The sequence below is a fragment of the Pseudomonas fluorescens genome, assembly GCF_004683905.1.
Taxonomy (GTDB): Bacteria; Pseudomonadota; Gammaproteobacteria; order Pseudomonadales; family Pseudomonadaceae; genus Aquipseudomonas; species Aquipseudomonas putida_A.
On record NZ_CP038438.1, the window covers coordinates 5,658,278 to 5,683,508 of the forward strand.

24 protein-coding genes and 1 riboswitch are annotated in these 25,231 nt (G+C 61.1%); of the genes, 11 read left to right on the top strand and 13 right to left on the bottom strand.

All coding sequences use genetic code 11. From position 1 onward, the window contains the following. Positions 1-57 precede the first annotated feature (57 nt). Positions 58-441 carry an MAPEG family protein gene (locus E4T63_RS26185; RefSeq protein WP_027610617.1) on the bottom strand — a complete coding sequence of 128 codons (384 nt, stop codon included), beginning with the start codon at positions 439-441 and terminating at the stop codon, positions 58-60. 39 nt (positions 442-480) lie between these two features. Further along, the gene (locus E4T63_RS26190) at positions 481-1,314 is read right to left on the bottom strand and encodes an EamA family transporter (RefSeq protein ID WP_134784851.1); all 834 of its coding nucleotides are present in this window, start codon (positions 1,312-1,314) and stop codon (positions 481-483) included. A gap of 156 nt (positions 1,315-1,470) precedes the next feature. Here E4T63_RS26190 and E4T63_RS26195 point away from each other — a divergent pair, with 156 nt between their 5' ends. Beyond that, positions 1,471-2,733 carry a cation:proton antiporter gene (locus E4T63_RS26195; protein WP_135296743.1) on the top strand — a complete coding sequence of 421 codons (1,263 nt, stop codon included), beginning with the start codon at positions 1,471-1,473 and terminating at the stop codon, positions 2,731-2,733. A gap of 30 nt (positions 2,734-2,763) precedes the next feature. Here E4T63_RS26195 and E4T63_RS26200 read toward each other — a convergent pair whose 3' ends face one another. After that, positions 2,764-3,627, bottom strand: a complete 864-nt coding sequence (locus E4T63_RS26200; protein ID WP_135296744.1) for a LysR family transcriptional regulator — start codon at positions 3,625-3,627, stop codon at positions 2,764-2,766. A 91-nt stretch (positions 3,628-3,718) separates the two neighbouring features. Between E4T63_RS26200 and E4T63_RS26205 the strand changes: the two genes are divergently transcribed. Continuing rightward, positions 3,719-4,132, top strand: coding sequence for a VOC family protein (locus E4T63_RS26205; protein WP_027610613.1), 414 nt, complete (start codon positions 3,719-3,721; stop codon positions 4,130-4,132). Positions 4,133-4,171: 39 nt separating this feature from the next. Beyond that, on the top strand, positions 4,172-5,461 hold the full coding sequence (locus E4T63_RS26210) for a cation:dicarboxylate symporter family transporter (protein ID WP_245223408.1): 1,290 nt from the start codon (positions 4,172-4,174) through the stop codon (positions 5,459-5,461). Between the two features lie 2 nt (positions 5,462-5,463). Here E4T63_RS26210 and E4T63_RS26215 read toward each other — a convergent pair whose 3' ends face one another. Both E4T63_RS26215 and E4T63_RS26220 read right to left on the bottom strand, forming a co-directional pair. Beyond that, positions 5,464-6,360: a formate/nitrite transporter family protein gene (locus E4T63_RS26215; protein WP_134784854.1), complete on the bottom strand. Its 897-nt coding sequence runs from the start codon at positions 6,358-6,360 to the stop codon at positions 5,464-5,466. Positions 6,361-6,535: 175 nt separating this feature from the next. Continuing rightward, a complete protein-coding gene (locus E4T63_RS26220; protein ID WP_095137509.1) occupies positions 6,536-6,943 on the bottom strand; it encodes an acyl-CoA thioesterase in 408 nt (135 codons plus the stop codon). Between the two features lie 196 nt (positions 6,944-7,139). Continuing rightward, positions 7,140-7,238: riboswitch (S-adenosyl-L-homocysteine riboswitch) on the top strand. A gap of 23 nt (positions 7,239-7,261) precedes the next feature. On the opposite strand from E4T63_RS26220, the gene ahcY reads away from it, so the two are divergent. The 4 genes from ahcY to E4T63_RS26245 all read left to right on the top strand — a co-directional run bounded on the left by ahcY (position 7,262) and on the right by E4T63_RS26245 (position 12,726). After that, positions 7,262-8,671, top strand: coding sequence for an adenosylhomocysteinase (gene ahcY / locus E4T63_RS26225; protein ID WP_007959684.1), 1,410 nt, complete (start codon positions 7,262-7,264; stop codon positions 8,669-8,671). A gap of 160 nt (positions 8,672-8,831) precedes the next feature. After that, entirely contained in the window at positions 8,832-9,677 is an 846-nt protein-coding gene (metF, locus tag E4T63_RS26235; RefSeq protein ID WP_003229047.1) for a methylenetetrahydrofolate reductase [NAD(P)H], read from the top strand. Positions 9,678-9,823: 146 nt separating this feature from the next. Next, a complete protein-coding gene (locus E4T63_RS26240) occupies positions 9,824-10,636 on the top strand; it encodes a substrate-binding periplasmic protein (RefSeq protein ID WP_115988717.1) in 813 nt (270 codons plus the stop codon). A 221-nt stretch (positions 10,637-10,857) separates the two neighbouring features. Further along, positions 10,858-12,726, top strand: coding sequence for a DEAD/DEAH box helicase (locus E4T63_RS26245; RefSeq protein WP_135296746.1), 1,869 nt, complete (start codon positions 10,858-10,860; stop codon positions 12,724-12,726). Positions 12,727-12,993: 267 nt separating this feature from the next. Here the strand turns inward: E4T63_RS26245 and E4T63_RS26250 are convergent, their stop codons facing one another. From E4T63_RS26250 to E4T63_RS26260, 3 genes are all read right to left on the bottom strand, one after another. Continuing rightward, complete coding sequence (locus E4T63_RS26250; RefSeq protein WP_096795740.1) at positions 12,994-13,587, bottom strand: YceI family protein; 594 nt, start codon at positions 13,585-13,587, stop codon at positions 12,994-12,996. A 31-nt stretch (positions 13,588-13,618) separates the two neighbouring features. Continuing rightward, a complete protein-coding gene (locus E4T63_RS26255; RefSeq protein ID WP_047596555.1) occupies positions 13,619-14,170 on the bottom strand; it encodes a cytochrome b in 552 nt (183 codons plus the stop codon). A 345-nt stretch (positions 14,171-14,515) separates the two neighbouring features. After that, on the bottom strand, positions 14,516-16,303 hold the full coding sequence (locus E4T63_RS26260; RefSeq protein ID WP_098966037.1) for a flavin monoamine oxidase family protein: 1,788 nt from the start codon (positions 16,301-16,303) through the stop codon (positions 14,516-14,518). Between the two features lie 224 nt (positions 16,304-16,527). Between E4T63_RS26260 and E4T63_RS26265 the strand changes: the two genes are divergently transcribed. Beyond that, a complete protein-coding gene (locus tag E4T63_RS26265) occupies positions 16,528-17,934 on the top strand; it encodes an adenosylmethionine--8-amino-7-oxononanoate transaminase (protein WP_135296747.1) in 1,407 nt (468 codons plus the stop codon). A 142-nt stretch (positions 17,935-18,076) separates the two neighbouring features. After that, positions 18,077-18,796, top strand: a complete 720-nt coding sequence (locus E4T63_RS26270) for a 16S rRNA (uracil(1498)-N(3))-methyltransferase (RefSeq protein ID WP_134784857.1) — start codon at positions 18,077-18,079, stop codon at positions 18,794-18,796. A 121-nt stretch (positions 18,797-18,917) separates the two neighbouring features. On the opposite strand, the gene E4T63_RS26275 is transcribed toward E4T63_RS26270, so the two are convergent. Continuing rightward, complete coding sequence (locus E4T63_RS26275; protein ID WP_135296748.1) at positions 18,918-19,820, bottom strand: transporter substrate-binding domain-containing protein; 903 nt, start codon at positions 19,818-19,820, stop codon at positions 18,918-18,920. Positions 19,821-19,861: 41 nt separating this feature from the next. Then, positions 19,862-21,103, bottom strand: a complete 1,242-nt coding sequence (locus E4T63_RS26280) for a D-amino acid dehydrogenase (protein WP_135296749.1) — start codon at positions 21,101-21,103, stop codon at positions 19,862-19,864. A 108-nt stretch (positions 21,104-21,211) separates the two neighbouring features. Here E4T63_RS26280 and E4T63_RS26285 point away from each other — a divergent pair, with 108 nt between their 5' ends. After that, positions 21,212-22,129, top strand: a complete 918-nt coding sequence (locus E4T63_RS26285) for a LysR family transcriptional regulator (protein ID WP_135296750.1) — start codon at positions 21,212-21,214, stop codon at positions 22,127-22,129. Positions 22,130-22,259: 130 nt separating this feature from the next. Here the strand turns inward: E4T63_RS26285 and trhA are convergent, their stop codons facing one another. After that, positions 22,260-22,877 (bottom strand): PAQR family membrane homeostasis protein TrhA, encoded by a 618-nt coding sequence (gene trhA, locus E4T63_RS26295; RefSeq protein ID WP_007964065.1) that lies wholly within the window; start codon positions 22,875-22,877, stop codon positions 22,260-22,262. A gap of 142 nt (positions 22,878-23,019) precedes the next feature. Between trhA and E4T63_RS26300 the strand changes: the two genes are divergently transcribed. Continuing rightward, positions 23,020-23,934 carry a LysR family transcriptional regulator gene (locus E4T63_RS26300; protein WP_134784861.1) on the top strand — a complete coding sequence of 305 codons (915 nt, stop codon included), beginning with the start codon at positions 23,020-23,022 and terminating at the stop codon, positions 23,932-23,934. Between the two features lie 111 nt (positions 23,935-24,045). On the opposite strand, the gene madM is transcribed toward E4T63_RS26300, so the two are convergent. Both madM and madL read right to left on the bottom strand, forming a co-directional pair. Then, positions 24,046-24,810 carry a malonate transporter subunit MadM gene (gene madM / locus E4T63_RS26305; RefSeq protein WP_135296751.1) on the bottom strand — a complete coding sequence of 255 codons (765 nt, stop codon included), beginning with the start codon at positions 24,808-24,810 and terminating at the stop codon, positions 24,046-24,048. Position 24,811: 1 nt separating this feature from the next. Next, a complete protein-coding gene (madL, locus tag E4T63_RS26310) occupies positions 24,812-25,228 on the bottom strand; it encodes a malonate transporter subunit MadL (protein ID WP_003229065.1) in 417 nt (138 codons plus the stop codon). Positions 25,229-25,231 lie beyond the last annotated feature (3 nt).

Here is a 25,231-nt window from a genome sequence, read left to right on the forward strand (position 1 = left end):
ATTGATACCTGTGGGAGCGGGCTTGCTCGCGAAGAGGCCAGCTGCAACACCCGAGAATCAGACCGACACAAAGAAGAACGCAGCAATCAGCCCCATCCCGACAAACCACACCAGCGACCGCAAGATCGCCCAATCCGCCAGGTAGCAGATGATGTACAGCAGGCGACTGGTGATAAACAGCACCGCCAGCACATTCACTGTCACCAGCTGCGCCGTGCCCACCAGATGGGCAACGATCACCGCTGCCGCAAACGCCGGCATCACCTCGAAGCTGTTCAACTGCGCCGCATGCGCCCGTCGGGCGACGCCGCCCACGCTATCGAGAAAATCCCGAGGATCATGATTGTCACTGAGCCTGAAACCGCCCGAGACCTTGGCCACAATCGTGCACACATACGGCAGGAAAATCGCGATCAACACACACCACAGAGCCACCGTCATAAAGCCGTCCTTTTTTCGAGTGTTGGAAATGGCGGGCGGTCAGAACTTCATCACCAGCATGCCGATCAATACCAGCCCACAGGCTAAGAGCCGCGGCCTGCCGAAAGGTTCTTTCAGGTAGCGCATGCCGAACAGCACCACCAGGATCACGCTGATCTCACGCAAGGCCGCCGCCTCGGCAATCGAGCCCAACTGCATCGCCCACAGCACCAGAGCGTAGCTGAACAACACGCAGAACCCGACCGCCAGGCCCAGCTTCCATTGCTCGCGCCAGAACACCAGAAACGCCGGGCGTTTCGCCACCCACGCCAGCAACGGAAACGGCCAGGCGCTGAACAGCGTGACCCAGACCAGGTAATCCAGTGGATGCGACCAGCGCCTCAAGGCCTGACCATCGATGTAGGTGTAGCAACCGATGCACAAGCCGATCAGCGCCACCACCGGTAGCATCGACCAAGGGAGATGTTTGCCACCACCGCCCTGCCAGAGCAGGCAGGCCATGCCCAGCGGAATCAGCATGATCCCGAGGATCTGCTGCGTGGTGAGCACTTCGCCGGCGAAGATCAGGGTCAGCGCCAGCACCACCAACGGCGACAAGCCACGCATCAGCGGGTAGACCAACCCGAGGTCGCCGACCCGATAAGCTTGAATCAGCAGATAGCGATACAACAGCTCGAACGCCGCCGAAGCCAGAATCCACGGCCAGATTTCCACCGGCGGCAGGCTGATGAATGGAAATGCCAGCGCCACGAACAGCAGCGCCACCGTGTCCATGCACGCCACCACCAGCAACCGTTCGGCACTGAACTTGATCAGGGTATTCCACGTCGCATGCAACAGCGCCGCCATTAACACCAGAACTGTCGCCGCCACGTTCCACTCCTTGATTTTTTTGTTGACCCTACACCAATGTCTGCGGCTGACCAACCGAGGGGGGCATGATTGTGTCCCCACCCCGAAACAGCCCATCCAACCTTTGCACCGAAGAATCGGGGCGCTGTCTTTCCACCCCCATCCAATGGAGCCCGGATGCTAGAACTTGTCGCCGCTTTTATCTGCCTCACCACCCTTCTCACCTTCGTCAATTACCGCTTCATCGGCCTGCCGCCGACCATCGGCGTGATGGTCACCGCGCTGATGTTCTCCCTGTTGCTGCAAGGCCTGAGCGTGCTCGGCTATCCCGGCCTCGAAGAGCGCGTGCAGCAACTGATCGGCCAGATCGACTTCGGCGATCTGCTGATGAACTGGATGCTGTCGTTCCTGCTGTTCGCCGGCGCCCTGCACGTCAACCTGAACGACCTGCGCAGCTATCGCTGGCCGATCGGCCTGCTGGCGACGTTCGGCGTGCTGATTGCCACCGCCGTGATCGGCAGCCTCGCCTATTACATTTTTGCCCTGTTCGGCTGGCACGTGAGCTTCCTCTACTGCCTGCTGTTCGGCGCGCTGATTTCGCCTACAGACCCGATCGCAGTGCTCGGCGTACTGCGTACCGCCAATGCTTCGAAACCGCTGAAAACCACCATCGTCGGCGAGTCGCTGTTCAATGACGGCACTGCGGTGGTGGTGTTCACCGTGCTGTTGGGCATCGCCCAACTGGGTGAGACGCCGACCCTCAGCGCCACGGCCATGCTGTTCGTGCACGAAGCCATTGGCGGTGTGCTGTTCGGCGGGCTGATCGGTTATGGGGTGTACCGGATGATCAAGAGCGTCCAGCAGCATCAGATCACGGTGATGCTGACCCTGGCGCTGGTGATCGGCGGTTCGGCGATGGCCACCGAGCTGCACGTCTCGGCACCGATTGCGATGGTGGTCGCCGGTCTGATCATCGGCAACCTGGGGCGCAACCTGGCGATGAACGACATGACCCGCAAGTACCTCGACGGCTTCTGGGAGCTGCTCGATGACATGCTCAATGCGCTGCTGTTCGCACTGATCGGCATGGAGCTGCTGTTGCTGCCGTTCAACTGGGCGCACGTGGCGGCGGCCGGCTTGCTGGCCTTGGCGATTCTGCTGTCGCGCCTGCTCACCGTGGCCCCGGCCATTGTCCTGCTGCGGCGCTGGCGCACAGTGCCGCGCGGCACCATCCGCATTCTGACCTGGGGTGGTTTGCGCGGCGGGGTCTCGGTGGCACTGGCGCTGGCCCTGCCGCTGGGCCCGGAGCGCGATTTGCTGCTGAGCATCACCTACATCGTGGTGCTGTCGTCAATCCTGTTGCAGGGCCTGACCATCGGCAAACTGGTCAAGCACGCCACCCGTGACGAGCCGACGACCGTGGCTGAACCCGCACACTGATGTATCACCGCAGCGCCGTCGTGAACCTCCTCACGACGGACCGCACAGCAAATCAAGCAGATGTCGCATCGCCAATGGGCGGTGCGGCGTCGAGCCATGCATCACCACCAACTCGCGCGCATGACGCTGCCCGTCCTCGACCGGTAACACGTACATCCCTTCCAGCATCATCCCGGCCCACTGCGGCACCAGCGATACCCCCATCCCCTGCGCGACCAGCATGACGATCGTTTCCAGCGCATCCAGTTCGCACAGCACGTTGGGCTCGATGGCCTGTTCATCGAGGTAGCGCTGAGCAATCTGCCCACCCCACGAGCGTGCGTCATAACGAATGAACGGATGAACGCGCAACAGCGTTTCCAGCGACTGCCCGGCGTACGCGGCTGGAGCCACCAGAATCAGCGGCTCTACCTTGAGTACGACCAGTGCCAATGCCTTGGGCGGCTGGAATGGAGGCCTGACCAGAATCGCTGCGTCCAACTCCCCTGCAAGCACCTTCTCGTAAAGACTTTTCGAGTCACCCGGGGTGATCTTCAGCTTCAAATCAGGTGCTGTAAGCGCCAATCGTTCGATCAAGGTGGGTAACACGCCGGTCAGCGCTGTGGAAATTGCACCGATTGTCAGTTCACCGGCCACCCCATCGGGATGCAGATCGCTCTGTAGATCCTGGGCCAATTCGATGATCGCCCTGATTTTCGGCAGAATCAGCAGGCACTGGTCCGAGGGCCGGGCAGCGTGCGCGGTACGCAGCAGTAACGTGCAACCCAGCAATCTTTCGAGCGCCTGCACGCGCTGACTGATAGCCGCCGCAGTGCGACTCTCGCGCCGTGCCGCTGCCGCAATCGAACCGGTCTCGACCACCGCCACCAGACTTTTCAGAAACCGTACATCCATAAGTTTTCCTTTCGCTCAGAACAAGGCGAAGTCGTTATGCCCCGCCGCACGGTCTGTTTACCCTGAGCGCTCCTTCACTTGGGGACATCGCATGAACAGACCTTTTCACGCTGCATATCATGTTTGCGACCTGGAACAGGCGCGGACTTTTTATCGAGATGTGTTGGGCTGCACCGAAGGCCGCAGTACCGAGACATGGGTCGACTTCGACTTTTTCGGCAATCAGCTCTCGCTTCATGTGGGCACGCCCTTCACCACGACCCGTACCGGCCAGGTTGGCGATCACAAAGTATTGATGCCGCACATTGGCGTCGTCCTGCCGTTGGAGGAGTGGCTGGAGCTGGCCGATCGTTTGAGCCGCCTCGGCACAACGTTTGAAATCCCTCCGGTGATCCGCTTCGCCGGCGAACCCGGCGAGCAGCGCACGATGTTCTTTCTCGATCCCAGCGGCAATCCGATCGAGGTCAAGGGTTTCAAGGACTTCGACGGTCTCTTCGCACACTGAGCTTCACCCCAACAAACACAACAACAAAAGGGGCACATCATGACTACCAGGAAACCCACCAGTCTGGTCACCCGCATCATGCTCGGGCTGGCAGCCGGAATAATCGTCGGCATCCTTCTCAACCAGTTTCCCGAACACAAGATCTGGTTCATCGACAATCTGCTGCAACCGGCCGGTGACCTGTTCATCAGGCTGATGAAAATGATCGTTGTACCGTTGGTCTTTGCGTGCATGGTCGTCGGCATCGCCGGGGCAGGCAGCACCAGGGCATTGGGCCGGGTCGGGATAAAGACGCTGGTTTATTTCTTTACCATCACCAGCATTGCCATCGTCTTCGGACTGATCGTCGGCAATGTTTTTCAGCCCGGCGCCGGCGCGGACTTCAGCAGCACCCTGCAATCACCGGCCATTGGTCTGGCGAATACGGGAGAAACACAGAACCTGGGCCGGACTCTGGTGAACATCGTGCCGGACAACATCGTCCTGGCCATGTCTCAGGGCAAGCTGCTCTCCGTGCTGTTTTTCGCCATCCTGTTCGGCTGTGCCCTGTCGATGCTGCCCGAGCCGCAGAAGGCGCCATTGATCGCCGTGATTCAGGCGGTATCGGACACCATGTTCAAGGTCACGCATCTGGTCATGCACTATTCACCCATCGGCATCTTCGGCCTGATCGGGGTCACCGTGGCCAGCTTCGGCCTCAGTGCATTACTGCCGCTGGCGAAGCTGATCGGCATCACTTACGTTGCGGTGTTGCTCTTCGCGTTGGGCGTGCTGGGGCTGGTGGCGCGGATGGCCGGCATTCGCTTTTTCCACCTGATTCGGGAAATACGCAGTGAATTGATACTGGCTTACAGCAGTGCTGCGTCGGCCACGGTGATGCCACAACTGATCGAGAAAATGGAGAAGTATGGCGCTCCGCGCCCGATCACCAGCATGGTCATTCCACTGGGGTACTCGTTCAACCTTGATGGCGCCTCGCTGTTCGCGGGACTGGGCACGCTGTTTATCGCCCAGGCGTACGGGATTGATCTGGGTCTGGCGGATCAGGCCATGCTGGTGCTGATCATGGTGTTGACGTCAAAGGGCGCGGCGGGAGTGCCGGGTTTCATGTTCATCATCCTCACAGCGACCCTGACCACCGCCGGTTTGCCAGTGGAAGGCGTGGCAATCATCGCCGGCGTCTACCGCTTGATGGACATGCCGGTCACCGCGCTCAATGTGTTGGGCAATGCACTGGCACCGCTGGTCATCGCGCGCTGGGAGGGACAGCTCAAGGCACCTGAAAGCGAACCGACGACAGAACCGGTCAGCCCGCCGTTCAAGGCCTGAAACTATCGGGGCTTGCTGTCGGATTCATCTTCGCGGGGTTTGCCGGAGTTCGGTTTATCCGTCTTGGGCGCCCCGCTCTCGCTGCGGATCTGCGCATGGCTGATCAGGGCGAAGATGAAACTGCCGCCGATGATGTTCCCCGCCAGCGTCGGCCCGGCAAACACCATCCAGAAATCACTCCACGGCAGCTCGCCGGCAAATACCAGATACGACACTTCCGCCGAACCGACCACGATGTGGGTGAAGTCGCCCAGCGCCATCAGGTAGGTGATGAGGATGATGATCCACATCTTCGCGCTCTCCATGGACGGGATCATCCAGACCATGGTGGCGATCATCCAGCCGGAAACGATGCCCTTGGCAAACATCTGACTGGCGTGGTTTTCCATGACCTTGCGGCCGATTTCAAGGAAGGCGTGATCGGTCTTGGCGTCGAAGATCGGCAGCTCGAGCATCACGTACGCCACCAGAATCGTCCCGCACAAATTGCCGAACAGGACCACGCCCCACAGGCGGATCAGCCGGCCGAAATTGGCCAGGGTCGGTTTGCTCATCACCGGGAGGACGGCGGTCAGGGTGTTTTCGGTGAACAGTTGCTGGCGAGCGAGGATCACCGCGAGGAAACCGGCGCAGTAGCCGAAACTGGCGATCACCTTGAATTCCTCGCCCTCGGGCAGACGCGAATTGAGCAGGCCCATGCCCATCAGCGACAGGCCCATGGTCAGCCCGGCGGCGAGCGCCGACCACCACAGCGCGGCAATGCTGCGCTCCAGTTCCTGATCACCTTGAGTGCGGATGATTTCATGCAGAACCGCCGCGCGGGGCGGCTGGTTTTTCTCGACTTCGTGTTGTTCATCGGTCGAGAGGTTGGGGGTCTTGCCGTCTGTAGGGTTGCTCATGGCGCGGGAACCGTGGGGGGTGGTGTTTACCTACGACCCCGGCGGTTCATGGCTGTTCAGTGGCCAGATGATTCTTCGCTGGCTGAACAACCGCCTTCGCGAGCAAGCCCGCTCCCACAGGTACAACGCAATCCATGTGGGAGCGGGCTTGCTCGCGAAGGGCGCGCCGCCGATGTTAGTTGCTGACCAGTTCATCTTCCTTGAACTGGTCTTTGACGTACTTGATCTCGGTGCGACCGTGCGGCGCCGGCAGGCCGTCTTCGCCGAGGTTGACGAAGACCATCTTCTCGACCGTGAGGATGCTCTTGCGGGTGATCTTGTTGCGCACTTCACAGGTCAGGGTGATCGAGGTACGACCGAACTCGGTGGCGGTGATGCCCAGTTCGATGATGTCGCCCTGGCGCGAGGCGCTGACGAAATTGATCTCGGAAATGTACTTGGTCACCACGCGCTGATTGCCCAACTGGACGATCGCGTAAATCGCCGCTTCTTCGTCGATCCAGCGCAGCAGGCTGCCGCCGAACAGGGTGCCGTTGGGGTTCAGGTCTTCGGGTTTTACCCATTTGCGGGTGTGGAAATTCATGTTCACTCCTGAGCGTTTGCCGAAAGATGGCGCCATCTTGGCAGACCGGGCGGTCAGGCTCCATGAGCCTTCTACTATGGTCGCTATTAGCGATCTTCATCTGGCCGACAGAAACCCTTTGGAAGATCAGTCTAGACGGCTATAATCGCCCCCGTTTCAAAACGGTAACCTTCACTTGCTACCGTTTTCCCGCCACCTGTCCGAGGGGCGCTGCAGCAGGATCAACCTGTCAGGCTCGGATGGGGCGTTGACTGGCCACGGCCGGACACTAAACGCACAACGGCGCCCATTCGCATACATTACGAATGGAGGCTCTTCATGAGCGCTGTTATCACGCCTGCAGATTTTAACGATTACAAAGTTGCCGACATGTCCCTGGCTGCCTGGGGCCGTCGCGAAACCATCATCGCCGAGTCGGAAATGCCGGCCCTGATGGGTCTGCGCCGCAAGTACGCCTCCGAGCAGCCGCTCAAGGGCGCGAAAATCCTCGGCTGCATCCACATGACCATTCAGACTGCCGTGCTGATCGAAACCCTGGTTGCCCTGGGTGCCGAAGTACGCTGGTCTTCCTGCAACATTTTCTCGACTCAGGATCAGGCCGCTGCGTCCATCGCTGCCGCCGGCATCCCGGTTTTCGCCTGGAAAGGCGAGACTGAAGAAGAGTACGAGTGGTGCCTGGAGCAGACCATCCTGAAAGATGGCCAGCCATGGGACGCCAACATGATCCTCGACGACGGCGGCGACCTGACTCAGCTGCTGCACGACAAGTACCCACAAGTACTGGATCGCGTTCACGGCGTGACCGAAGAAACCACCACTGGCGTTCACCGACTGCTGGACATGCTGGCCAAGGGCGAGCTGAAGATCCCGGCGATCAACGTCAACGACTCGGTGACCAAGTCCAAGAACGACAACAAGTACGGCTGCCGTCACAGCCTGAACGATGCGATCAAGCGCGGCACCGACCACCTGCTGTCCGGCAAGCAAGCGCTGGTCATCGGTTACGGTGACGTGGGCAAGGGTTCGGCCCAGTCCCTGCGTCAGGAAGGCATGATCGTCAAGGTCTCCGAAGTTGACCCGATCTGCGCCATGCAGGCCTGCATGGACGGTTTCGAACTGGTTTCGCCGTTCATCGACGGGATCAACGACGGCACCGAAGCGAGCATCGACAAAGCGCTGCTGGGCAAGATCGACCTGATCGTGACCACCACTGGTAACGTCAATGTTTGCGACGCGAACATGCTCAAAGCCCTGAAGAAGCGCGCTGTTGTCTGCAACATCGGCCACTTCGACAACGAAATCGACACCGCTTTCATGCGCAAGAACTGGGCATGGGAAGAAGTGAAGCCACAGGTCCACAAGATCCACCGTACCGGCCCGGGCGCTTTCGACGCGCAGAACGACGACTACCTGATCCTGCTGGCCGAAGGCCGTCTGGTGAACCTGGGCAACGCCACTGGTCACCCGAGCCGCATCATGGACGGTTCGTTCGCCAACCAGGTACTGGCGCAGATCTTCCTGTTCGGCCAGAAGTACGCCGACCTGTCGCCAGCCCAGAAAGCCGAGCGTCTGACCGTTGAAGTACTGCCGAAGAAACTCGACGAAGAAGTGGCCCTGGAAATGGTTCGCGGCTTCGGTGGCGTGGTCACTCAACTGACCAAGCAACAGGCTGACTACATCGGCGTGACCGTCGAAGGCCCGTTCAAGCCGCACGCTTACCGCTACTGATTGACGCGGCGGCCTGCTCTCCCTGTGGGAGCGGGCTTGCTCGCGAAAGCGGTCTGTCATTCAGCATTGATGTTGCCTGACCCGCCGCTTTCGCGAGCAAGCCCGCTCCCACATGGGCGTCGCAAGCCTCACAGGCTTCGTGTTTCCAAGGGTATTTCCCATGTCCCAAGACCGTCGCTACAGCTTCGAGTTCTTCCCGACCAAGACCGATGCTGGGCATGAAAAACTGCTCAACGTTGCCCGTCAGCTGGCAACGTACAACCCCGACTTCTTTTCCTGCACCTACGGCGCTGGTGGTTCGACCCGTGATCGCACCCTCAACACCGTTCTGCAACTGGAAAGCGAAGTCAAAGTACCGGCCGCACCGCACCTGTCGTGCGTCGGCGACAGCAAGGACGACCTGCGCGGCCTGCTGAACGAGTACAAGGCGGCCGGCATCAAGCGCATCGTGGCCCTGCGTGGCGACCTGCCATCCGGCATGGGCATGACCAGCGGCGAGCTGCGTCACGCCAACGAACTGGTGGAATTCATTCGTGAAGAAACCGGTGATCATTTCCACATCGAAGTTGCCGCTTACCCGGAGATGCATCCGCAAGCGCGCAATTACGAAGACGATCTCGCCAACTTCGTGCGCAAGGCCCGCGCCGGCGCCGACAGCGCGATCACCCAGTACTTCTTCAACGCCGACAGTTACTTCTACTTCGTCGACCGTTTGCAGGCGCTGGGCGTGGATATTCCAGTCGTGCCGGGGATCATGCCGATCACCAACTACAGCAAGCTGGCGCGGTTCTCCGATGCCTGCGGTGCGGAAATCCCGCGCTGGATCCGCAAGCAACTGGAAGCCTACGGCGATGACAGCCAGAGCATTCAGCGCTTCGGCGAGCAAGTTGTAAGCGAAATGTGCGAACGCCTGTTGCAGGGCGGCGCACCGGGGCTGCACTTCTATTCCATGAACCAGGCTGAACCTAGTCTGGCGATCTGGAATAACCTGAAGTTGCCGCGCTAAGCATTAAAAGAAAGATCAAAAGATCGCAGCCTTCGGCAGCTCCTACAGGGGCGTCGTTGCTGCGATTTTTTGCTTTTGAATCCCCGAATTAGAGCTTGTGCAGGCACTTTCTGGCTCTTTCGCGTTTCTCGTCGTAATCTCAAGCCATGCCTTTTTTCGCGCAGTTACTCACCGTGCTGGTTTTTGCTTGCCTGAGCTTTGCCGCTCGGGGCGAGAAGCTGCGTATTGTCACCGAGCCGTGGGCGCCTTATGTCTACGAGGAGGGCGGCAAGAACCTCGGGCTGGACTACGAAACCACCGCCATCGTGTTCAAGCGTCTGGGAATCGAAGTCGAGTGGCAGTTCCTGCCGTGGAAACGTTGTCTGTCGATGCTCGAAACCGGCCAGGCCGATGGCGCGCTGGATATTTTTCACAGCGACGAGCGTGATGCCACTCTGCTCTACCCCATCGAACCGCTGTCGGACGTCGAGTTCGTGATGTTCTACGCCAACGACCGTCCCCATCCGTTCCGCCAGCTCGAAGACCTCAAAGGCCTGACCATCGGCACTTCGCCGGGCTATCTGTACAGTCCGGACTTCAGCCAGTCGACACTGTTCACCCGCGAGCCGGCACCGACCCACGAGGCCAACTTCGGCAAACTGTTGCGCGGACGTATCGACTTGCTGATCACCGATCGCCGCGTGGGCCAGCATTTGCTCGATCAACTGAATATTCGCGATCAAATCACCGAAAATCCCACGGTCATCAGCCGTCAGAGCCAATATCTGGCCGTTCGACGCAATGCCGGGATGGATCTGCTGGTGGCGCGTTTCGGTGCCGAACTCAAGCGTTTCAAGCGCGAACCGGCCTACGCCGAGCTCAGCGCACGCTACGGCGCCGCCCCGGTCGACGCCGTGCCGCTGGGCAACGCCTCGGCCAGCCGCAAAACCGTTGAGCAGCAGGAAAGCAGCGCGCAGTGATTGCTCTGTTATACTCCGGCGTTCCCGCCAGGCTCACGCCCGGACGCCCGGAACCGTAACAGGCCTCTCGACCCGCTACAGCGCAGCTTTCAGCCCGCGCGAGCGCTCCTGACGTGCCTTCGGAACCGCAGCAGGACCGGACGGGATCGCGTCCTCTTAAACGCGATTCGCGCCAGGCAAGACTCCCATTGGGCCAAGCCCTAACTAAAACAGGATTACTCATGTCCTTTGCTTCCCTCGGTCTCTCCGAGGCTTTAGTCCGTGCCATCGAAGATGCGGGCTATACCGAGCCTACTCCGGTGCAACAGCGGGCCATTCCCGCCGTGTTGCAAGGTCGCGACCTGATGGTTGCGGCACAGACAGGTACCGGTAAAACCGGCGGTTTCGCCCTTCCGATCCTGGAGCGGTTGTTCCCCAACGGTCACCCGGACAAATCCCAGCGTCATGGCCCGCGCCAACCGCGCGTACTGGTCCTGACCCCGACCCGCGAACTCGCGGCCCAGGTTCACGAGAGCTTCAAGATCTACGCCCGTGACCTGAAATTCGTCAGCGCCTGCATCTTCGGTGGCGTCGGCATGAACCCGCAAGTCCAGGCCATGTCCCGTGGCGTTGACGTGCTCGTCGCCTGCCCGGGTCGTCTGCTCGACCTCGCAGGCCAGGGCAGTGTCGATCTGTCCCACGTCGAAATCCTCGTCCTCGACGAAGCCGACCGCATGCTCGACATGGGCTTCGTTCACGACGTGAAGAAAGTCCTCGCACGCCTGCCGGCCAAGCGTCAGAACCTGCTGTTCTCGGCGACGTTCTCCAAAGACATCACCGATCTTGCCGGCAAACTGCTGCACAACCCGGAACGCATCGAAGTCACCCCGCCGAACACCACGGTCGAGCGCATCGAGCAACGCGTGTTCCGTCTGCCGGCCAGCCACAAGCGTGCCCTGCTGGCGCACCTGATCACCGCCGGCGCCTGGGAACAGGTACTGGTGTTCACCCGCACCAAGCACGGCGCCAACCGTCTGGCCGAGTACCTGGACAAGCACGGCCTGCCGGCTGTGGCGATCCACGGCAACAAGAGCCAGAACGCCCGCACCAAAGCCCTGGCCGATTTCAAGGCCGGTGAAGTGCGCATCCTGGTCGCGACCGACATCGCCGCGCGCGGTCTGGACATCGATCAGTTGCCACACGTGGTCAACTTCGAGCTGCCAAACGTCGATGAAGACTACGTGCACCGTATCGGCCGTACTGGCCGCGCCGGTCGTTCGGGCGAGGCGATCTCGCTGGTGGCCCCGGACGAAGAAAAACTGCTGAAAAGCATCGAACGCATGACCAAGCAGAAAATCGCCGATGGCGACCTGATGGGCTTCGATGCCAGCACCATCGAGGCCGAGAAGCCTGAAGTGCGCGAGCGCCCGGACATGCGCAACCCGCGCAACTCCCGTGGCCCGCGCGGCGACGGTCCGAATGGCGGCGGCGGTGGCGGCGGTCGTAAAGACAAAGGCAAAGACAAGGGCAAGGAAAAACCCGCCGGCGAACGCGGCGAGCGCCCTGCCCGTCAGCAGAAACCACGTGAAGGCACCCCGGCCCGCGAACAGCGTCCGAGCCAGCCACCACGCGCGGCGGCTGATCGTGCACCGGACGAGTTCCTCGACGACGATATCGATAACTTCGGTAACCGCGTTGATTACGTGCCGAAAGCTGCTCCTGCCGGTGGCCGTGGTCGCCGTCCAGGCGCGCCAGCTCAGGGCGCAGGTGCAGGCGCTCCACGCGGCGGTCAGTCGCAAGGTCGCCAGAACGGCCCGCGTAACAGCAACGGTTCGAGCACCGGCACCCCGCCGGGCAAACGCAACGGCCCGCGCAACGGTGCTCCGCGTGACGGCCAGGGCCGTCGCGACGAGTCCTCGTCGCGCAACCGCCGCCCGGCTCGCGACGATCAGCAACGCGCCGAACCGGCCGTGCAGAACCCGCGCAGCACCGGGCCGAAGATCATGCACAAGGAATCGAAAGCCGACCGCTTCCCGACGCCTGAGCAGCTCGATCAACTGCCGACCCGCCCGCGCGGCGAAAAACCAGCACTGCTGACCCGCAATCGCTGAGTTATCGCGGCAATGAAAAATGCCCCGGTTCGAAAGAGCCGGGGCATTTTTCATGAGCAAGCCAATATCCCTGAATCACCACATCACCTGTGGGAGCGGGCTTGCTCGCGAATGCGGTATGTCTGTAACGGAAGTATCGACTGGCCCGCCGCATTCGCGAGCAAGCCCGCTCCCACAGTGGATCTGCGGTGATATCAGTGCATGTGACGGACAATAAAAAACGCCCCCGGCCTTACGACCGGGGGCGTTTTTGTATAGCGGCGAAAATTACTTCGCTTTCACACCTTCGAACGAGATGTACAGGTCGACCTTGTCGGACTGTGGACCCAGATCCATCATCTTGCCGAAATCAGAGCGCTTGATGCTGGTTGTGCCTTCAAAGCCGGCACGGTAGCCGCCCCATGGATCCTTGCCTTCGCCCAGGAACACAGCCTTGACCACGATTGGCTTGGTCACGCCGTGCAGGGTCAGGTCGCCGGTCACGTCGGCAGTGTCTTTGCCATCGGCGTTCTTGCCGGTGGATTTGACGCTGGTGGAGACGAACTTGGCGTCAGCGTATTTGCCCACGTCCAGGAAGTCTTTGCTGGAGATGTGCTTGTCGCGCTCGGCGTGGTTGGTGAACACGCTGGCGGTTTTCACGTTGAATTCGATTTTGCTGTCTTCAGGCTTGGCGGCGTCGAAGCTGAACTTGCCGTCGATGTCCTTGAAGGTACCGGTGATGTAGCTGTAGCCCAGGTGGCTGATCTTGAAGTCGACGAAAGCGTGCTGGCCTTCCTTGTCGACGGTGTAATCAGCAGCCATCACGTTCGCGGACAGTACGGCCGAACCGATTGCCAGAGCGGCCAGAGTCTTTTTCAACATGCTTTCTTTTCCTTTGAGTCGAGGTTGAATTTCAGGCTTTGCGACCGAGCATTCGAGTGAGGGTCGCATCACGATCGATAAAGTGGTGCTTCAATGCTGCCAACGCATGGAGACCGGAAAAAATTACCAGCGCCCATGCCAGCCAGAGATGAATCACCCCAGCGGTGTCTGCCTGATCCGGTAGCCCGGAAACCAGTGCAGGAACTTCAAACAGGCCAAACACCGGGATCCCGACACCGTCTGCGGTGGAAATCAGGTAACCGGCAAGCATCACAGCGAACAGCCCGACGTACAGAAACCCGTGGCCGAATTTGGCGCCGATGCGGGTCATGCGGCTGTAGCTTTGCAGCGTCGGTGGCGGTGGGCTGATAAAGCGCCACAACACCCGCAACACCATCACACCCAGCAGCACCAGACCGATGCTCTTGTGCAGATCCGGCGCGTCTTTGCGCCAGCTGCTGTAGTAATCCAGCCCCACCATCCACAGACCCAGCGCGAACAGTCCGAAGACCGCCAGCGCCACGCCCCAGTGCATGAAGATGCTGACCCAACCATAGCGTGAAGCAGAGTTACGTAGCTGCATTGCCCAAATCCTGTGAGAACTGCGAACCAAGACTAGCGAGTTATCTATCGAATTAAAGCGGAAAATTTTGCTTTGAAATATCGAGAAATACGATCAAGAGTCTTGAACATGGTAGTTAAGGAAAGATTAAAGGGGAAAGTGTGGGGCAGAAGGCTGGGTACAGATCCAAAGTCAGTGCTGCCTGAACCGGCCTCTTCGCGAGCAAGCTCGCTCCCACAGGGGATCGCATTCCAGCTGAGGGATCACGGTCGAATAATGTGGGAGCGAGCTTGCTCGCGAAGGCGGTTTGGCAGGCCAAAAAAAAGCGCGGCATGAGAGCCGCGCTTTTTCATTCACCGCAAAGCCTTACTGCGCTTTGCTATCGGTGTTTGCCGCCGGAGCCGGGGTTGTAGCCGGCTTGGCCGCAGGCTTCTTCGCCGGCTCAGCCTTTTTCGCCGCCGGTTTGGCCGGGGCCTTTTTCGCCTCGGTTTTCGCTGCAGGCTTTTTCGCTGCAGGCTTGGCTGGCGCTTTCTTCGCCGGTTCGGCTTTCACCGGAGCGGCTGGTTTCGGCGCTTCCACCGGAGCTGGCGCAGGTGCCGGAGCCGGTGCAGGCGCTGGAGTGACCGGTGCTGGAGCCGGCTCAGGCGCCTTCACAGGTTCTGGCTTCTTCTCGTCATCCGAACCGCCAAACAGGTTGCTGAAGAAGTTGCCCTTCTTCGCCGCCACGGCACCCGCCGCGCCTGCCGCTGCTGCGGCCGGAACCACTTTGACCGGCTCAAACGACTTGCCGGCGGCCAGGTCTTCAACCTGACTGGCCGCACGCTGACCAGTGCGCAGCGCGCCTTCCAGAGTGCCCGGATACAGGGTGTCGGTGTGTTCGCCGGCAAACGCTACGCGTTGCAGTGGGCGCTCCCACATGCGCCAGAACTTGCTGATCTGGCCCGGGCCGTAAGCCAGGTAGGCGCCGCCCATCGACGGGTCAGTGCTGTAGCGACGGATTTCATAGCCGGTGAACGAGCCACGGGCCTGTGGATAAAACGCGTGCAGACGGATCAGCACCTGATCGACCATCTGCTTGTCGCCGAACGCCTGCATCACGCGGGCATTGTCGCCGGACAGGTTGATCACCACGTTGGCGCCACCCTTCAGCGCCGGCTCGATCCAGAGCATGCCCAGACCTGCGTTGCTGTAGATCTCGCCGGACATGCGCGCCTTGCTTTCCCACACCGGCGTCTTGAACTTCAACATGATCTGGTCGCGCCAGCCGTAGTTGGTGCCCTTGATCGCGGCCAGGTGCTGAGCGTCCAGTGCCGGGGTCAGCGCAATCTTGTTCAGCGCACGCAGCGGCACGGCCAGCACCACGTAGTCAGCCTGGTAGCCGACACTGCCGACCTTGACGGTCACGCCGTCCTTGTCCTGAGTGATCGCGGAAACCGGCGAGTTGGTCTTGATGGTCTTGATCTGCTTGACGAACGCCTGGGCCAGTACCTGGCTGCCGCCGACCAGACGCGAGGCGCGCAGGTCACGGTCAGAGACGCCACGGTAGACGCGGTTCTGCTGGGCGAAATACAGCAGCGACAGACGCGAAGGCTCGTCGTAGTGGGTGCGGATGTCCTGGTTGATCAACTGACGCGCGGTGGCCGGCAGGTTCTGCTTGTCGAGCCAGCTCGACACGTTGATCTGGTCCAGCGCATGCAGGGTGTTGGTCGCGGCCGGGTTCTGCGGGTCGTCGATCGAGCGCGCCAGATCGTCGAGGGTTTTCTGGTAGCGCTTCAAGGCATCGGCGGTAGCAGGCTGCTTGGTCGCCAGATCGGCAGCGGAGAAATATTCACCGTCGATCAGATAACCCGGGGTACGCACAAATTCAGGGGCTGGCGTGGTGCTCAGCTTGAAGGTCGAGACGTATTTGTTCAGCACCGGCTGGGTCTTGTCGTTGCCGATCCACTCGCTGGTGGCCATGCCCGAGCGACCGCCCAGGCTCGGTTTGGCTTCCAGCAGCGTGACCTGCCAGCCCTTGTTTTGCAGCTCGTAAGCTGCGGTCAGGCCCGACAGGCCGCCGCCGATCACGATTGCGGTTTTATCCTTGGCCAGCGCCGTAACGCTGAACAGCCCCAACATCACCAGCGCACAGGCGCGCAGCCAACCGACAGACATTCAGCGAACTCCGGAAATACACGTAGGAAAAAAGCAGTTTTGCGGGTCAGACGACCCAAAGAACCGCGAAGAATACGTCAGCCATCAAAACGCCGCCAGCGACGTCTATCGGCCCATACAAAGTAGCTCAATCGACGCAATGGGTTGTCCCGGCGCGATGCATTGCATAGGCTTGCGCGATTGTTTGCCCGCGCCTGACGCGAGCCGCCTCGAGGAGACTGTAAATGGGCCTGAATAACCAGTGGATGCAACGCGACCTCGCGGTGCTGTGGCATCCCTGCACCCAGATGAAAGACCACGAACAGCTGCCGCTGATCCCGATCAAGCGCGGCGAAGGCGTCTGGCTCGAAGACTTCGAAGGCAAGCGCTACCTCGATGCCGTCAGCTCCTGGTGGGTCAACGTGTTCGGCCACGCCAACCCGCGCATCAACCAGCGCATCAAGGATCAGGTCGATCAGCTGGAGCACGTGATTCTGGCCGGTTTCAGCCATCAACCGGTGATCGAACTGTCCGAGCGTCTGGTGAAGATGACCCCGGAAGGCCTGAACCGGGTGTTCTACGCCGATAATGGTTCGTCCTGCATCGAAGTCGCGCTGAAAATGAGCTTTCACTACTGGCTCAACCGCGGCCAGCCGAACAAGAAACGCTTCGTCACCCTGACCAACAGCTACCACGGCGAAACCATGGCAGCGATGGCAGTCGGCGACGTGCCGCTGTTCACCGAAACCTACAAAGCGCTGCTGATGGACACCATCAAGGTGCCAAGCCCGGATTGCTATCTGCGCCCCGAAGGCATGAGCTGGGAACAACATTCGCGCAACATGTTCACTGCCATGGAACAAACCTTGGCAGAACATCATGACAGCGTGGCGGCAGTCATCGTCGAGCCGTTGATTCAGGGCGCCGGCGGCATGCGCATGTATCACCCGGTCTATCTCAAACTGCTGCGCGAAGCCTGCGACCGCTACGGCGTGCACCTGATCCACGACGAAATCGCCGTCGGCTTCGGCCGCACCGGCACCATGTTCGCCTGTGAGCAGGCCGGCATCCGCCCGGACTTCCTCTGCCTGTCCAAGGCCCTGACCGGCGGCTACCTGCCACTGGCGGCGTGCCTGACCACCGACGAGGTCTACAGCGCGTTCTACGACGACTACCCGACCCTGCGCGCCTTCCTCCATTCGCACAGCTACACCGGTAACCCGCTGGCCTGTGCGGCGGCGCTGGCGACCCTGGATATCTTCGAGCAGGACAACGTCATCGAGAACAACCAGGCCCTGGCCCGGCGCATGGCCTCGGCCACTGCGCATCTGGTCGATCACCCGAATGTCAGCGAAGTGCGGCAGACCGGCATGGTGCTGGCGATCGAAATGGTCAAGGATAAAGCCACCAAAGAGGCCTACCCTTGGCAGGAACGTCGCGGTTTGAAGGTGTTCCAGCATGCGCTGGAGCGTGGCGCGCTGCTGCGTCCGCTGGGCAGCGTGGTGTATTTCCTGCCGCCGTACGTGATTACCCCGGAGCAGATCGACTTCCTCGCCGAAGTCGCCAGCGAAGGCATCGACATCGCCACCCGTGACAGCGTCAGCGTGGCCGTGCCAAAAGATTTCCACCCGGGGTTCCGCGATCCGGGCTGATTGAAAATTTGTGGCGCCTGAACTGCCGCTTTCGCGAGCAGGCTCGCTCCCACCCTGGAATGCATTTCCCTGTGGGAGCGAGCCTGCTCGCGAATGAAGTCGACACCGATCCAACTGATTCACATCTTTCCAGAGACCCGAAATGAGACTGTCCCGCTTCTTTATCGACGCCCCCCTGAGCACCGGCGAACACGAACTGCCGGAAGCCCAGGCGCATTACATCAGCCGCGTGCTGCGCATGGCCGAGGGCGATGCGGTGCAGCTGTTCGACGGCTCCGGCCATGAGTTTCGCGGCTCGCTGGTGGAGGTCGGCAAGAAACGCGTCGTCGTGCAGATCGACGAGCAGTTAGCCGGGCAGATTGAATCGCCGCTGCAGATCCACCTCGGCCAGGGCCTGTCCCGTGGCGAACGCATGGACTGGGCGATCCAGAAAGCCACCGAGCTGGGCGTGACGGAAATCACCCCGATCTTCAGCGACCGCTGCGAAGTGCGCCTGAAGGACGAACGCGCCGACAAACGCCTGCTGCACTGGCGTCAGGTGGCGATCAGCGCCTGTGAGCAGTGCGGTCGCTCGCGGGTGCCGGTGATTCATCCGCCGGTGCTGCTGGCGGACTGGATCAAGCAGACCGAAGCCGAGCTGAAACTGGTGCTGCACCCGGTGGCCGAGCCGCTGGTGAGCCATGCCAAACCGGCGACGCTGGCGTTTTTGATCGGGCCAGAGGGTGGTTTGTCGGATGACGAGGTCGAGCAGGCCAAGGGCAACGGTTTCCACGCCGCCCGCCTCGGCCCACGCGTGCTGCGTACCGAGACTGCGCCGGTGGTTGCACTGGCGGTGGCTCAGCAGCTTTGGGGTGACTTCTAGGGCCTCTTCGCGAGCAAGCCCGCTCCCACATTGGATTTCCAGTGAGCACAAATTTTGTGTACACCCGAGAACTACTGTGGGAGCGGGCTTGCTCGCGAAAAGCTTCCCCTCGGTCTGACTGTCACTCCACCGGATCACTGACTGGCCTGGCAATGATCGCCTTCAACTCGCTGGTCATCGGAAACTCCAGGTTCAACCCCTTTGGCGGAATCGGCTGTTCGAACCAGCGCTTGTAAATCCCGTTGATCTCCCCCGAGCTGTACAGATCCGCCAGCGCGTCGTTCACCAGCGCGAGGAATTGCGGATCATCCTTGCGCACCATGCAGCTGTAGATTTCCCGCGATTGTTCCTCCCCCACCACGACCCAGTTGTGCGGGTCCCGCGCCTTGGCCCGCTCGCCGTAGAGCAATGCGTCGTCCATGTAGAAGGCCGCTGCCCGTCCCGACTGCAGCATCTGGAACGCCTCGCCGTGATCCTTGGCGCTGATCACGAACATGTTCAGTTTGTGGTCAAGGTTGTAGCTCTTCAGATAGCGCTCGTTGGTGGTGCCGGCGGTGGTCACCACGTTCTTGCCGCGCAGGTCATCGAAGCTGTGAATGCCGCTGTCCTTTGCGGTCAGCAACTGCCCTTTTACGTAGATGAAACCGTAGGAGAACGCGACCTGTTTCTGCCGCTCGGCCGTCACCCCGGTGGAGCCGCACTCAAGATCAACCGTGCCGTTCTGCACCAGCGGAATCCGCGTCTGCGATGTCACCAGGTTGTACTTCACCTTCAGCTCCGGCAACGCCAGTTGCTGCTTGATCCGCTCGACAATCTTGCCCGCCAGCTCCACCGAATACCCCATCGGCTGCCCGGTGTGATCGCCCACATACGAGAACGGCACCGACGCATCGCGATAGCCCAGGGTAATGCTGTTGGCGCTGGCGATCTTGCCAAGCGCGCCGGTCAGCGGCACTTCATTGGCCTGCGCCTGGGCGCCGATGAACAGCGCCAGTGTGCAGCCGAGCAACGTGATTTTTTGCATTGTTATTCTCCGTTGTGGTTGGGGTGTTTTAGCAGAATCCGTCACGCCGCACGGGGATTGAAGCCGTGCAGATCAATGGATGTACGCTGCTGGCCGATCAGTTCGCTGAGCAACTGCCCGCTGCCGCAGGCCAGGGTGAAACCGAGCGCGCCGTGGCCGAGGTTGAGCCACAGATTGCGATACGCCGTGGCGCCCAGCAGCGGTACGCCGGTTGGGGTGGCCGGGCGCATGCCCGCCCACTCCACAGCCGCGTCGTAATTGCCGGCATCGGGAAAGGTGTCGCGGGCCTGGCGCTTGATCAGTGCCAACCGCTCGGGATCTACCGCCGGGTCGAAACCGACGATGTCCACCATCGCCGCCACCCGTAACTGTTCGCCGATGCGCGCGTAGACGATCTTGCGGTCGTAGTCGGTGATGCTCACGTCCGGCGCCCGATGCCCGTTGCCGATCGGCACGGTCAGGCTGTACCCCTTCAGCGGATACAGCGGCACGTGCAGGCCGGGCAGCGCCAGCAAAGAGCTTCGGTGCCCGGCGGCGATTACCAGTTGGTCGACCGGCAGGGTTTCGTCGCCAAGCTCAATGGCGGTGACGGCGCCGTGGCTGTGACGAATGCCGGTGACTGCCTGACCGAGACGAAACTCGCAACGGCCCGACGCCTTCAATCGCACCGCCAACTGCTGGCAGAAGGCGTGACAGTCGCCGACTTCTTCATCCGGCGTGTAGATCGCGCCCACAAATGGCGCCTTGGTCAAGGCCGGTTCCAGCTGCGCACATTCGGTGGCGGACAACACCTGTTGTTGCTGCGGATCGGCCAGGCCCTTGCGCGCATGGTCGAAACTGACGGCATTGCGGAAAGTCACCAGTTTGCCGTTGCGCCGCCAGTTGAAACCGGTGAGTCCGTCATCCTCGCGCCAGCGTTTCAGCGTGCTCTGGCTGAACAGCGCCAGACGCAACAGATGCGCCGCGTTTTCGCGGTTGACCGAGGTGCGGCAGGCGGCGAGAAACGACGCCATCCAGCGCCATTGCGCCGGGTCCAGACGCGGGCGCAGCTTGAGCGGTGAGTCGCCGCGCAGCATCCAGCCGATCGCCTGCAACGGCACGCCGGCATCGGCCAGCGGCGCCACATAGCGGTAGGACAACTGGCCGCCGTTGGCGAAGCTGGTTTCGCTGCCCAGCGACTGCCGCGCCTCGACCACTGTCACTTCGAAACCGTCGCGCACCAGCGCATAGGCCGTTGCCAACCCGATCACGCCGCCGCCGATGATGCACACACGCTGAGCCATGTCCGTCCCTATTTCTATGTGAAGACGAGGCTGAGGTTAGGGTGAGGTGACAGGCGCCGAACAATGAATAAAGATGCCAGACCTATAAACAAAGGTTATGGACTCGCCATGCGCCTTCGCCACATCGAGATTTTCCAGGCCATCCGCCAGACCGGCTCGGTCAGCGCCGCTGCGCAATTGCTGCACGTCTCGCAACCGGCGGTGACCAAAGTGCTGCAGCACGCCGAGCAGCAGTTGGGCTTTCCGTTGTTTCTGCGGGTGCGCGGTAAATTGCAGGCGACCCCGGAAGCGCTGGAGCTGGAGCGCGAAGTCGACAAGGTCACGGAAAGTCTGCAAGGCGTGCGGCGCCTGGCACAGAGCCTGCGCCGCGAACCCGGCCACAGCCTGCGGATCGGCGCGACTCCGGCGCTGGCGCTGTCGCTGCTGCCGCCGGCGATCCGGCAATGGACGGCACAGTTCCCGGACATCGCCTGCGAACTGTCCAGCGCCCACAGCCGCGAGTTGATGCAGAACCTGCTGATGCGCGAAGTGAACGTGGCCCTGACGTTGCAGTTGCCGGATCACCCGGGGCTGAAAGCGCAGCCGCTGGCGGCGGGGGTGCTGGTGGCGTTGGCGCCAAAGGACTTCTGGCCGCCGGCAGACGTCGGCAAACCGCTGCCACTGATGGCGCTTGCGGATGTGCCGCTGATTGGTTTATCCAGCGCCGATCCATTGGCGGCAAGGCTCGACAGCTATCTGGAAGCGGTGGAGCCACCGCCACGGGTGCGGATTGCCGTGCAGACCTATTCGCTGGCACGGGCGATGGTCGAGTCCGGCGCCGGCGTCGCGGTGATCGATCCGTTCACCGCATTGGGCGCCTCTGTGGCAACCACCACCCTCCGCCCCCTCGCCCCGCCACTGCCGATCACTTTGTACGCCGTGACCCGCGCCAGCGAGCCACCACCGCATACGCTCAACGATCTGCTGCAGATTTTCAGCCAGCGAGCTCAGCAACAACTCAATAACCTGCACTCGGCACAAGTCTGATGTGGGAACACAATCTAATGTGGGAGCGGGCTTGCTCGCGAATGCGGTGTGTCATTCAACAGAGATGTTGTCTGAACCAACGCATTCGCGAGCAAGCCCGCTCCCACAGGGAGATTGGGGACAATTCCGGTTAGAGGACATAAAACAGAATCGCCACAAAGTGCAGCAGACTCCCGGCGATCACGAACAGATGCCAGATCCCGTGCGCATGCCGTAACCGGTGATCCAGGGCAAAAAAGATAATGCCCACGGTATACAACACCCCGCCCGACGCCAGCCAGGCAAACCCTGCCGTGCCCAACGCCGCAATCAACGGTTTGACCGCCACCAGCACGATCCAGCCCATCACCGCGTAGATCACGATCGACAGGATCCGCGCTTCCGAGCGTGGTTTGATCTCCTGCAGGATGCCGATCAGCGCCAGCCCCCAGACAATCCCGAACAACGTCCAGCCCCACGGCCCGCGCAGCGTCACCAGGCAGAACGGCGTGTAGCTGCCGGCGATCAGCAGGTAGATCGAAAAGTGATCGACCTTCTTCATGATCGCTTTCTTGCGCCCGCGCACGCTGTGGTACACGGTCGAGGCGCTGTAGAGCACCAGCAAGGTAAAGGCGTAGATCGCCACGCTGACGATCTTCCACGGACTGCCGTCGAGGCTGGCAATCACCAGCATCCACACGCCGCCGATAAATGCGGCCACGGCCCCGACCAGATGCGTCCAGGCGTTGAGTTTTTCCCCGTGATACATGTGTCGCTCACCTCGTTATTCGTTACCGCAGCGCGCAAGGCTCGGGCCTTGAGCGTAAAAGCGCAATGTTTCTGTTCAACGCGGACCTGCGCACGCCACGGTAATTGGGCACAATCGGTCGATACCAAAAAGAGTCCGCGCCATGCTGATCGACGAAGAATTGACCCTGAAAAAACTCGAGGTGTTCCTCGCCTTCATGCGCACCGGCAACCTGGCGCGCGCCGCTGTCGAGTTGCAGACCAGCAATGTCAGCGTGCACCGGGCGATCCATTCGCTGGAAAGCGCCCTGCGCTGCCCGCTGTTCAAGCACGAAGGGCGCAACCTGACGCCCCTGGAAAGCGCCTACGTGCTCGAAGAACGCGCGCAGAAGCTGATCCAGGACGTGGTCGAGAGTGTGCGCCTGACCCGCGAGGCCGCCGGTTTCTCCGCTGAACGCTTCAAACTCGGCTCGCTGTACTCGCTGACGGTGAAAACCGTACCGCAACTGATCATGGGCCTGAAGATCCGCCGCAGCGAACTCAACATCGACCTGATCCTCGGTTCGAACATCGACCTGCTCTACAAGCTGAAGAACATGGAAGTCGACGCGATTCTGGTGTCGCTGGACGACACGGTCAGCGACCCGGACTGCGAGCAGATCCCGTTGTTCTCCGATGACATTTTCCTCGCCACGCCGGCAGATTCAAGATTCGCTCAACGCAGTGAAGTCGATCTGGCAGAGGTGCGCGATGAAACCTTCATCACCCTGACCCAAGGCTTCGCCACCCATCAGGACGGCATTCGGGTGTTCAAGCAGGCGGGGTTCGAGCCGAAGGTGGCGATGCAGGTCAACGACATCTTCACCCTGCTGAGCATGGTCAGCTCGGGGGTGGGTTATGCGTTGCTGCCAGGAAGGATTGCGGCGGTGTACGAGAACCGGGTGAAGCTGATTCCGTTGCAGGAGAAGTATCGGTTGCAGCAGCACATTGGTGTGGTGTTTCTCAAGGCCAAGGAGCGCGATCCGAATCTGCTGGCGTTGCTGGCGGAATGTCGGATGTATGCCAATCGCCAGACTTGAGACCGAGTCGCACCCTTCGCGAGCAAGCCCGCTCCCACAGGGGAACGCATTCCAAATGTGGGAGCGGGCTTGCTCGCGAAAGCGTCAGCCCAGACAACTCAAATTCCGGATCTAGCCCACAATCCCGCGAACAATGAAGAACAACAGCGACGGCCCCAGCAAACAGCCAAGCCCAGTATGGAACGTAGCGGTCAACGCCCCATAAGGCACCAACCGCCGATCCGTCGCCGCCAGCCCCGCGGTAACCCCACTCACCGTCCCGGCCAGACCACCGAACACCATCGCCGAGCGCGGGTTATCCAGGCCCATCCAGCGCGCCGCGACCGGCGTGCCGACCATCACCAGAATCGCCTTGATCAACCCGGTAGCAATCGACAGCGCCATCACATCCGAAGTCGCGCCAATCGCTGCGCCAGTCACTGGGCCGACGATGTAGGTCACCGCGCCCGCGCCGATGGTGGTCATGCTTACCGCATCGCGATAGCCGAAGGCCCAAGCCATACACGCGCCGACAATGAACGGCAGGATCGTACCGAGCAACAGCGCGATCACGCCAATCAACCCGGCCTTCTTCGCCTCGGTCGCCTGCACTTCGAACGCCGTGGCGACGATCGCGAAATCCCGCAGCATCGCACCGCCCATCAGGCCGATGCCGGAGAACAGCGTCAGATCCGCCAGGCCTTTCTGGCCACCGGTCAGGGTGCCGCCGACCCAGGCCAGCACCAGACCGATGACGATGGCAATCGCCGAGCCGTGAATGCGTCCGAAGGTCAGGCGTTTCGAGAGAATCACCGAGACCCACATGATCACGCCGACGAAGGCGAAGGCAGTGACCAGACCGTTGTGTTCCAGACCGTTTTCAATGAGTGCCCACATGTCAGCGACCTCCTACCGGGGTGCCGACCGGAGTGACTTCCACCGGTTCGTCGGGCAACGGTTCGCCTTTATGGGTGCGGCTGATCAAGGCAATCGTGCAACCACACACCACCACCGAACCGATTGCCGCCAGCACCGCCACCGGGCCACCGTGCAGGGCGGTGACGACGTTCTGTTGCGCGGCCATCGCCACCACCACCGGAATGTACATTGCGCCCCAGAAGCCGACGCCCATTTCGCAATCCTTGGTCATGCCGCCGCGTTTCTGCATCCACAACCGCGCGCAGATCAACAGGATCATGGCGATGCCGACCCCGCCGACGTTGGATTTGACACCCAGCAACACGCCAAGCATGTCACCCATGATCACCCCTGCCAGCGTACAGATCGCCAGCAGCGCCACACCGTAAATAATCATTGT

What these genes read in the sequence shown, in the direction of transcription:
- E4T63_RS26185 (WP_027610617.1), bottom strand. Translation starts at nt 441, where the DNA reads ATGACGGTGGCTCTGTGGTGTGTGTTGATCGCGATTTTCCTGCCGTAT.
- E4T63_RS26195 (WP_135296743.1), top strand. Translation starts at nt 1,471, where the DNA reads ATGCTAGAACTTGTCGCCGCTTTTATCTGCCTCACCACCCTTCTCACC.
- E4T63_RS26200 (WP_135296744.1), bottom strand. Translation starts at nt 3,627, where the DNA reads ATGGATGTACGGTTTCTGAAAAGTCTGGTGGCGGTGGTCGAGACCGGT.
- E4T63_RS26205 (WP_027610613.1), top strand. Translation starts at nt 3,719, where the DNA reads ATGAACAGACCTTTTCACGCTGCATATCATGTTTGCGACCTGGAACAG.
- E4T63_RS26210 (WP_245223408.1), top strand. Translation starts at nt 4,172, where the DNA reads ATGACTACCAGGAAACCCACCAGTCTGGTCACCCGCATCATGCTCGGG.
- E4T63_RS26215 (WP_134784854.1), bottom strand. Translation starts at nt 6,360, where the DNA reads ATGAGCAACCCTACAGACGGCAAGACCCCCAACCTCTCGACCGATGAA.
- E4T63_RS26220 (WP_095137509.1), bottom strand. Translation starts at nt 6,943, where the DNA reads ATGAATTTCCACACCCGCAAATGGGTAAAACCCGAAGACCTGAACCCC.
- ahcY (WP_007959684.1), top strand. Translation starts at nt 7,262, where the DNA reads ATGAGCGCTGTTATCACGCCTGCAGATTTTAACGATTACAAAGTTGCC.
- metF (WP_003229047.1), top strand. Translation starts at nt 8,832, where the DNA reads ATGTCCCAAGACCGTCGCTACAGCTTCGAGTTCTTCCCGACCAAGACC.
- E4T63_RS26240 (WP_115988717.1), top strand. Translation starts at nt 9,824, where the DNA reads ATGCCTTTTTTCGCGCAGTTACTCACCGTGCTGGTTTTTGCTTGCCTG.
- E4T63_RS26245 (WP_135296746.1), top strand. Translation starts at nt 10,858, where the DNA reads ATGTCCTTTGCTTCCCTCGGTCTCTCCGAGGCTTTAGTCCGTGCCATC.
- E4T63_RS26250 (WP_096795740.1), bottom strand. Translation starts at nt 13,587, where the DNA reads ATGTTGAAAAAGACTCTGGCCGCTCTGGCAATCGGTTCGGCCGTACTG.
- E4T63_RS26255 (WP_047596555.1), bottom strand. Translation starts at nt 14,170, where the DNA reads ATGCAGCTACGTAACTCTGCTTCACGCTATGGTTGGGTCAGCATCTTC.
- E4T63_RS26260 (WP_098966037.1), bottom strand. Translation starts at nt 16,303, where the DNA reads ATGTCTGTCGGTTGGCTGCGCGCCTGTGCGCTGGTGATGTTGGGGCTG.
- E4T63_RS26265 (WP_135296747.1), top strand. Translation starts at nt 16,528, where the DNA reads ATGGGCCTGAATAACCAGTGGATGCAACGCGACCTCGCGGTGCTGTGG.
- E4T63_RS26270 (WP_134784857.1), top strand. Translation starts at nt 18,077, where the DNA reads ATGAGACTGTCCCGCTTCTTTATCGACGCCCCCCTGAGCACCGGCGAA.
- E4T63_RS26275 (WP_135296748.1), bottom strand. Translation starts at nt 19,820, where the DNA reads ATGCAAAAAATCACGTTGCTCGGCTGCACACTGGCGCTGTTCATCGGC.
- E4T63_RS26280 (WP_135296749.1), bottom strand. Translation starts at nt 21,103, where the DNA reads ATGGCTCAGCGTGTGTGCATCATCGGCGGCGGCGTGATCGGGTTGGCA.
- E4T63_RS26285 (WP_135296750.1), top strand. Translation starts at nt 21,212, where the DNA reads ATGCGCCTTCGCCACATCGAGATTTTCCAGGCCATCCGCCAGACCGGC.
- trhA (WP_007964065.1), bottom strand. Translation starts at nt 22,877, where the DNA reads ATGTATCACGGGGAAAAACTCAACGCCTGGACGCATCTGGTCGGGGCC.
- E4T63_RS26300 (WP_134784861.1), top strand. Translation starts at nt 23,020, where the DNA reads ATGCTGATCGACGAAGAATTGACCCTGAAAAAACTCGAGGTGTTCCTC.
- madM (WP_135296751.1), bottom strand. Translation starts at nt 24,810, where the DNA reads ATGTGGGCACTCATTGAAAACGGTCTGGAACACAACGGTCTGGTCACT.
- madL (WP_003229065.1), bottom strand. Translation starts at nt 25,228, where the DNA reads ATGATTATTTACGGTGTGGCGCTGCTGGCGATCTGTACGCTGGCAGGG.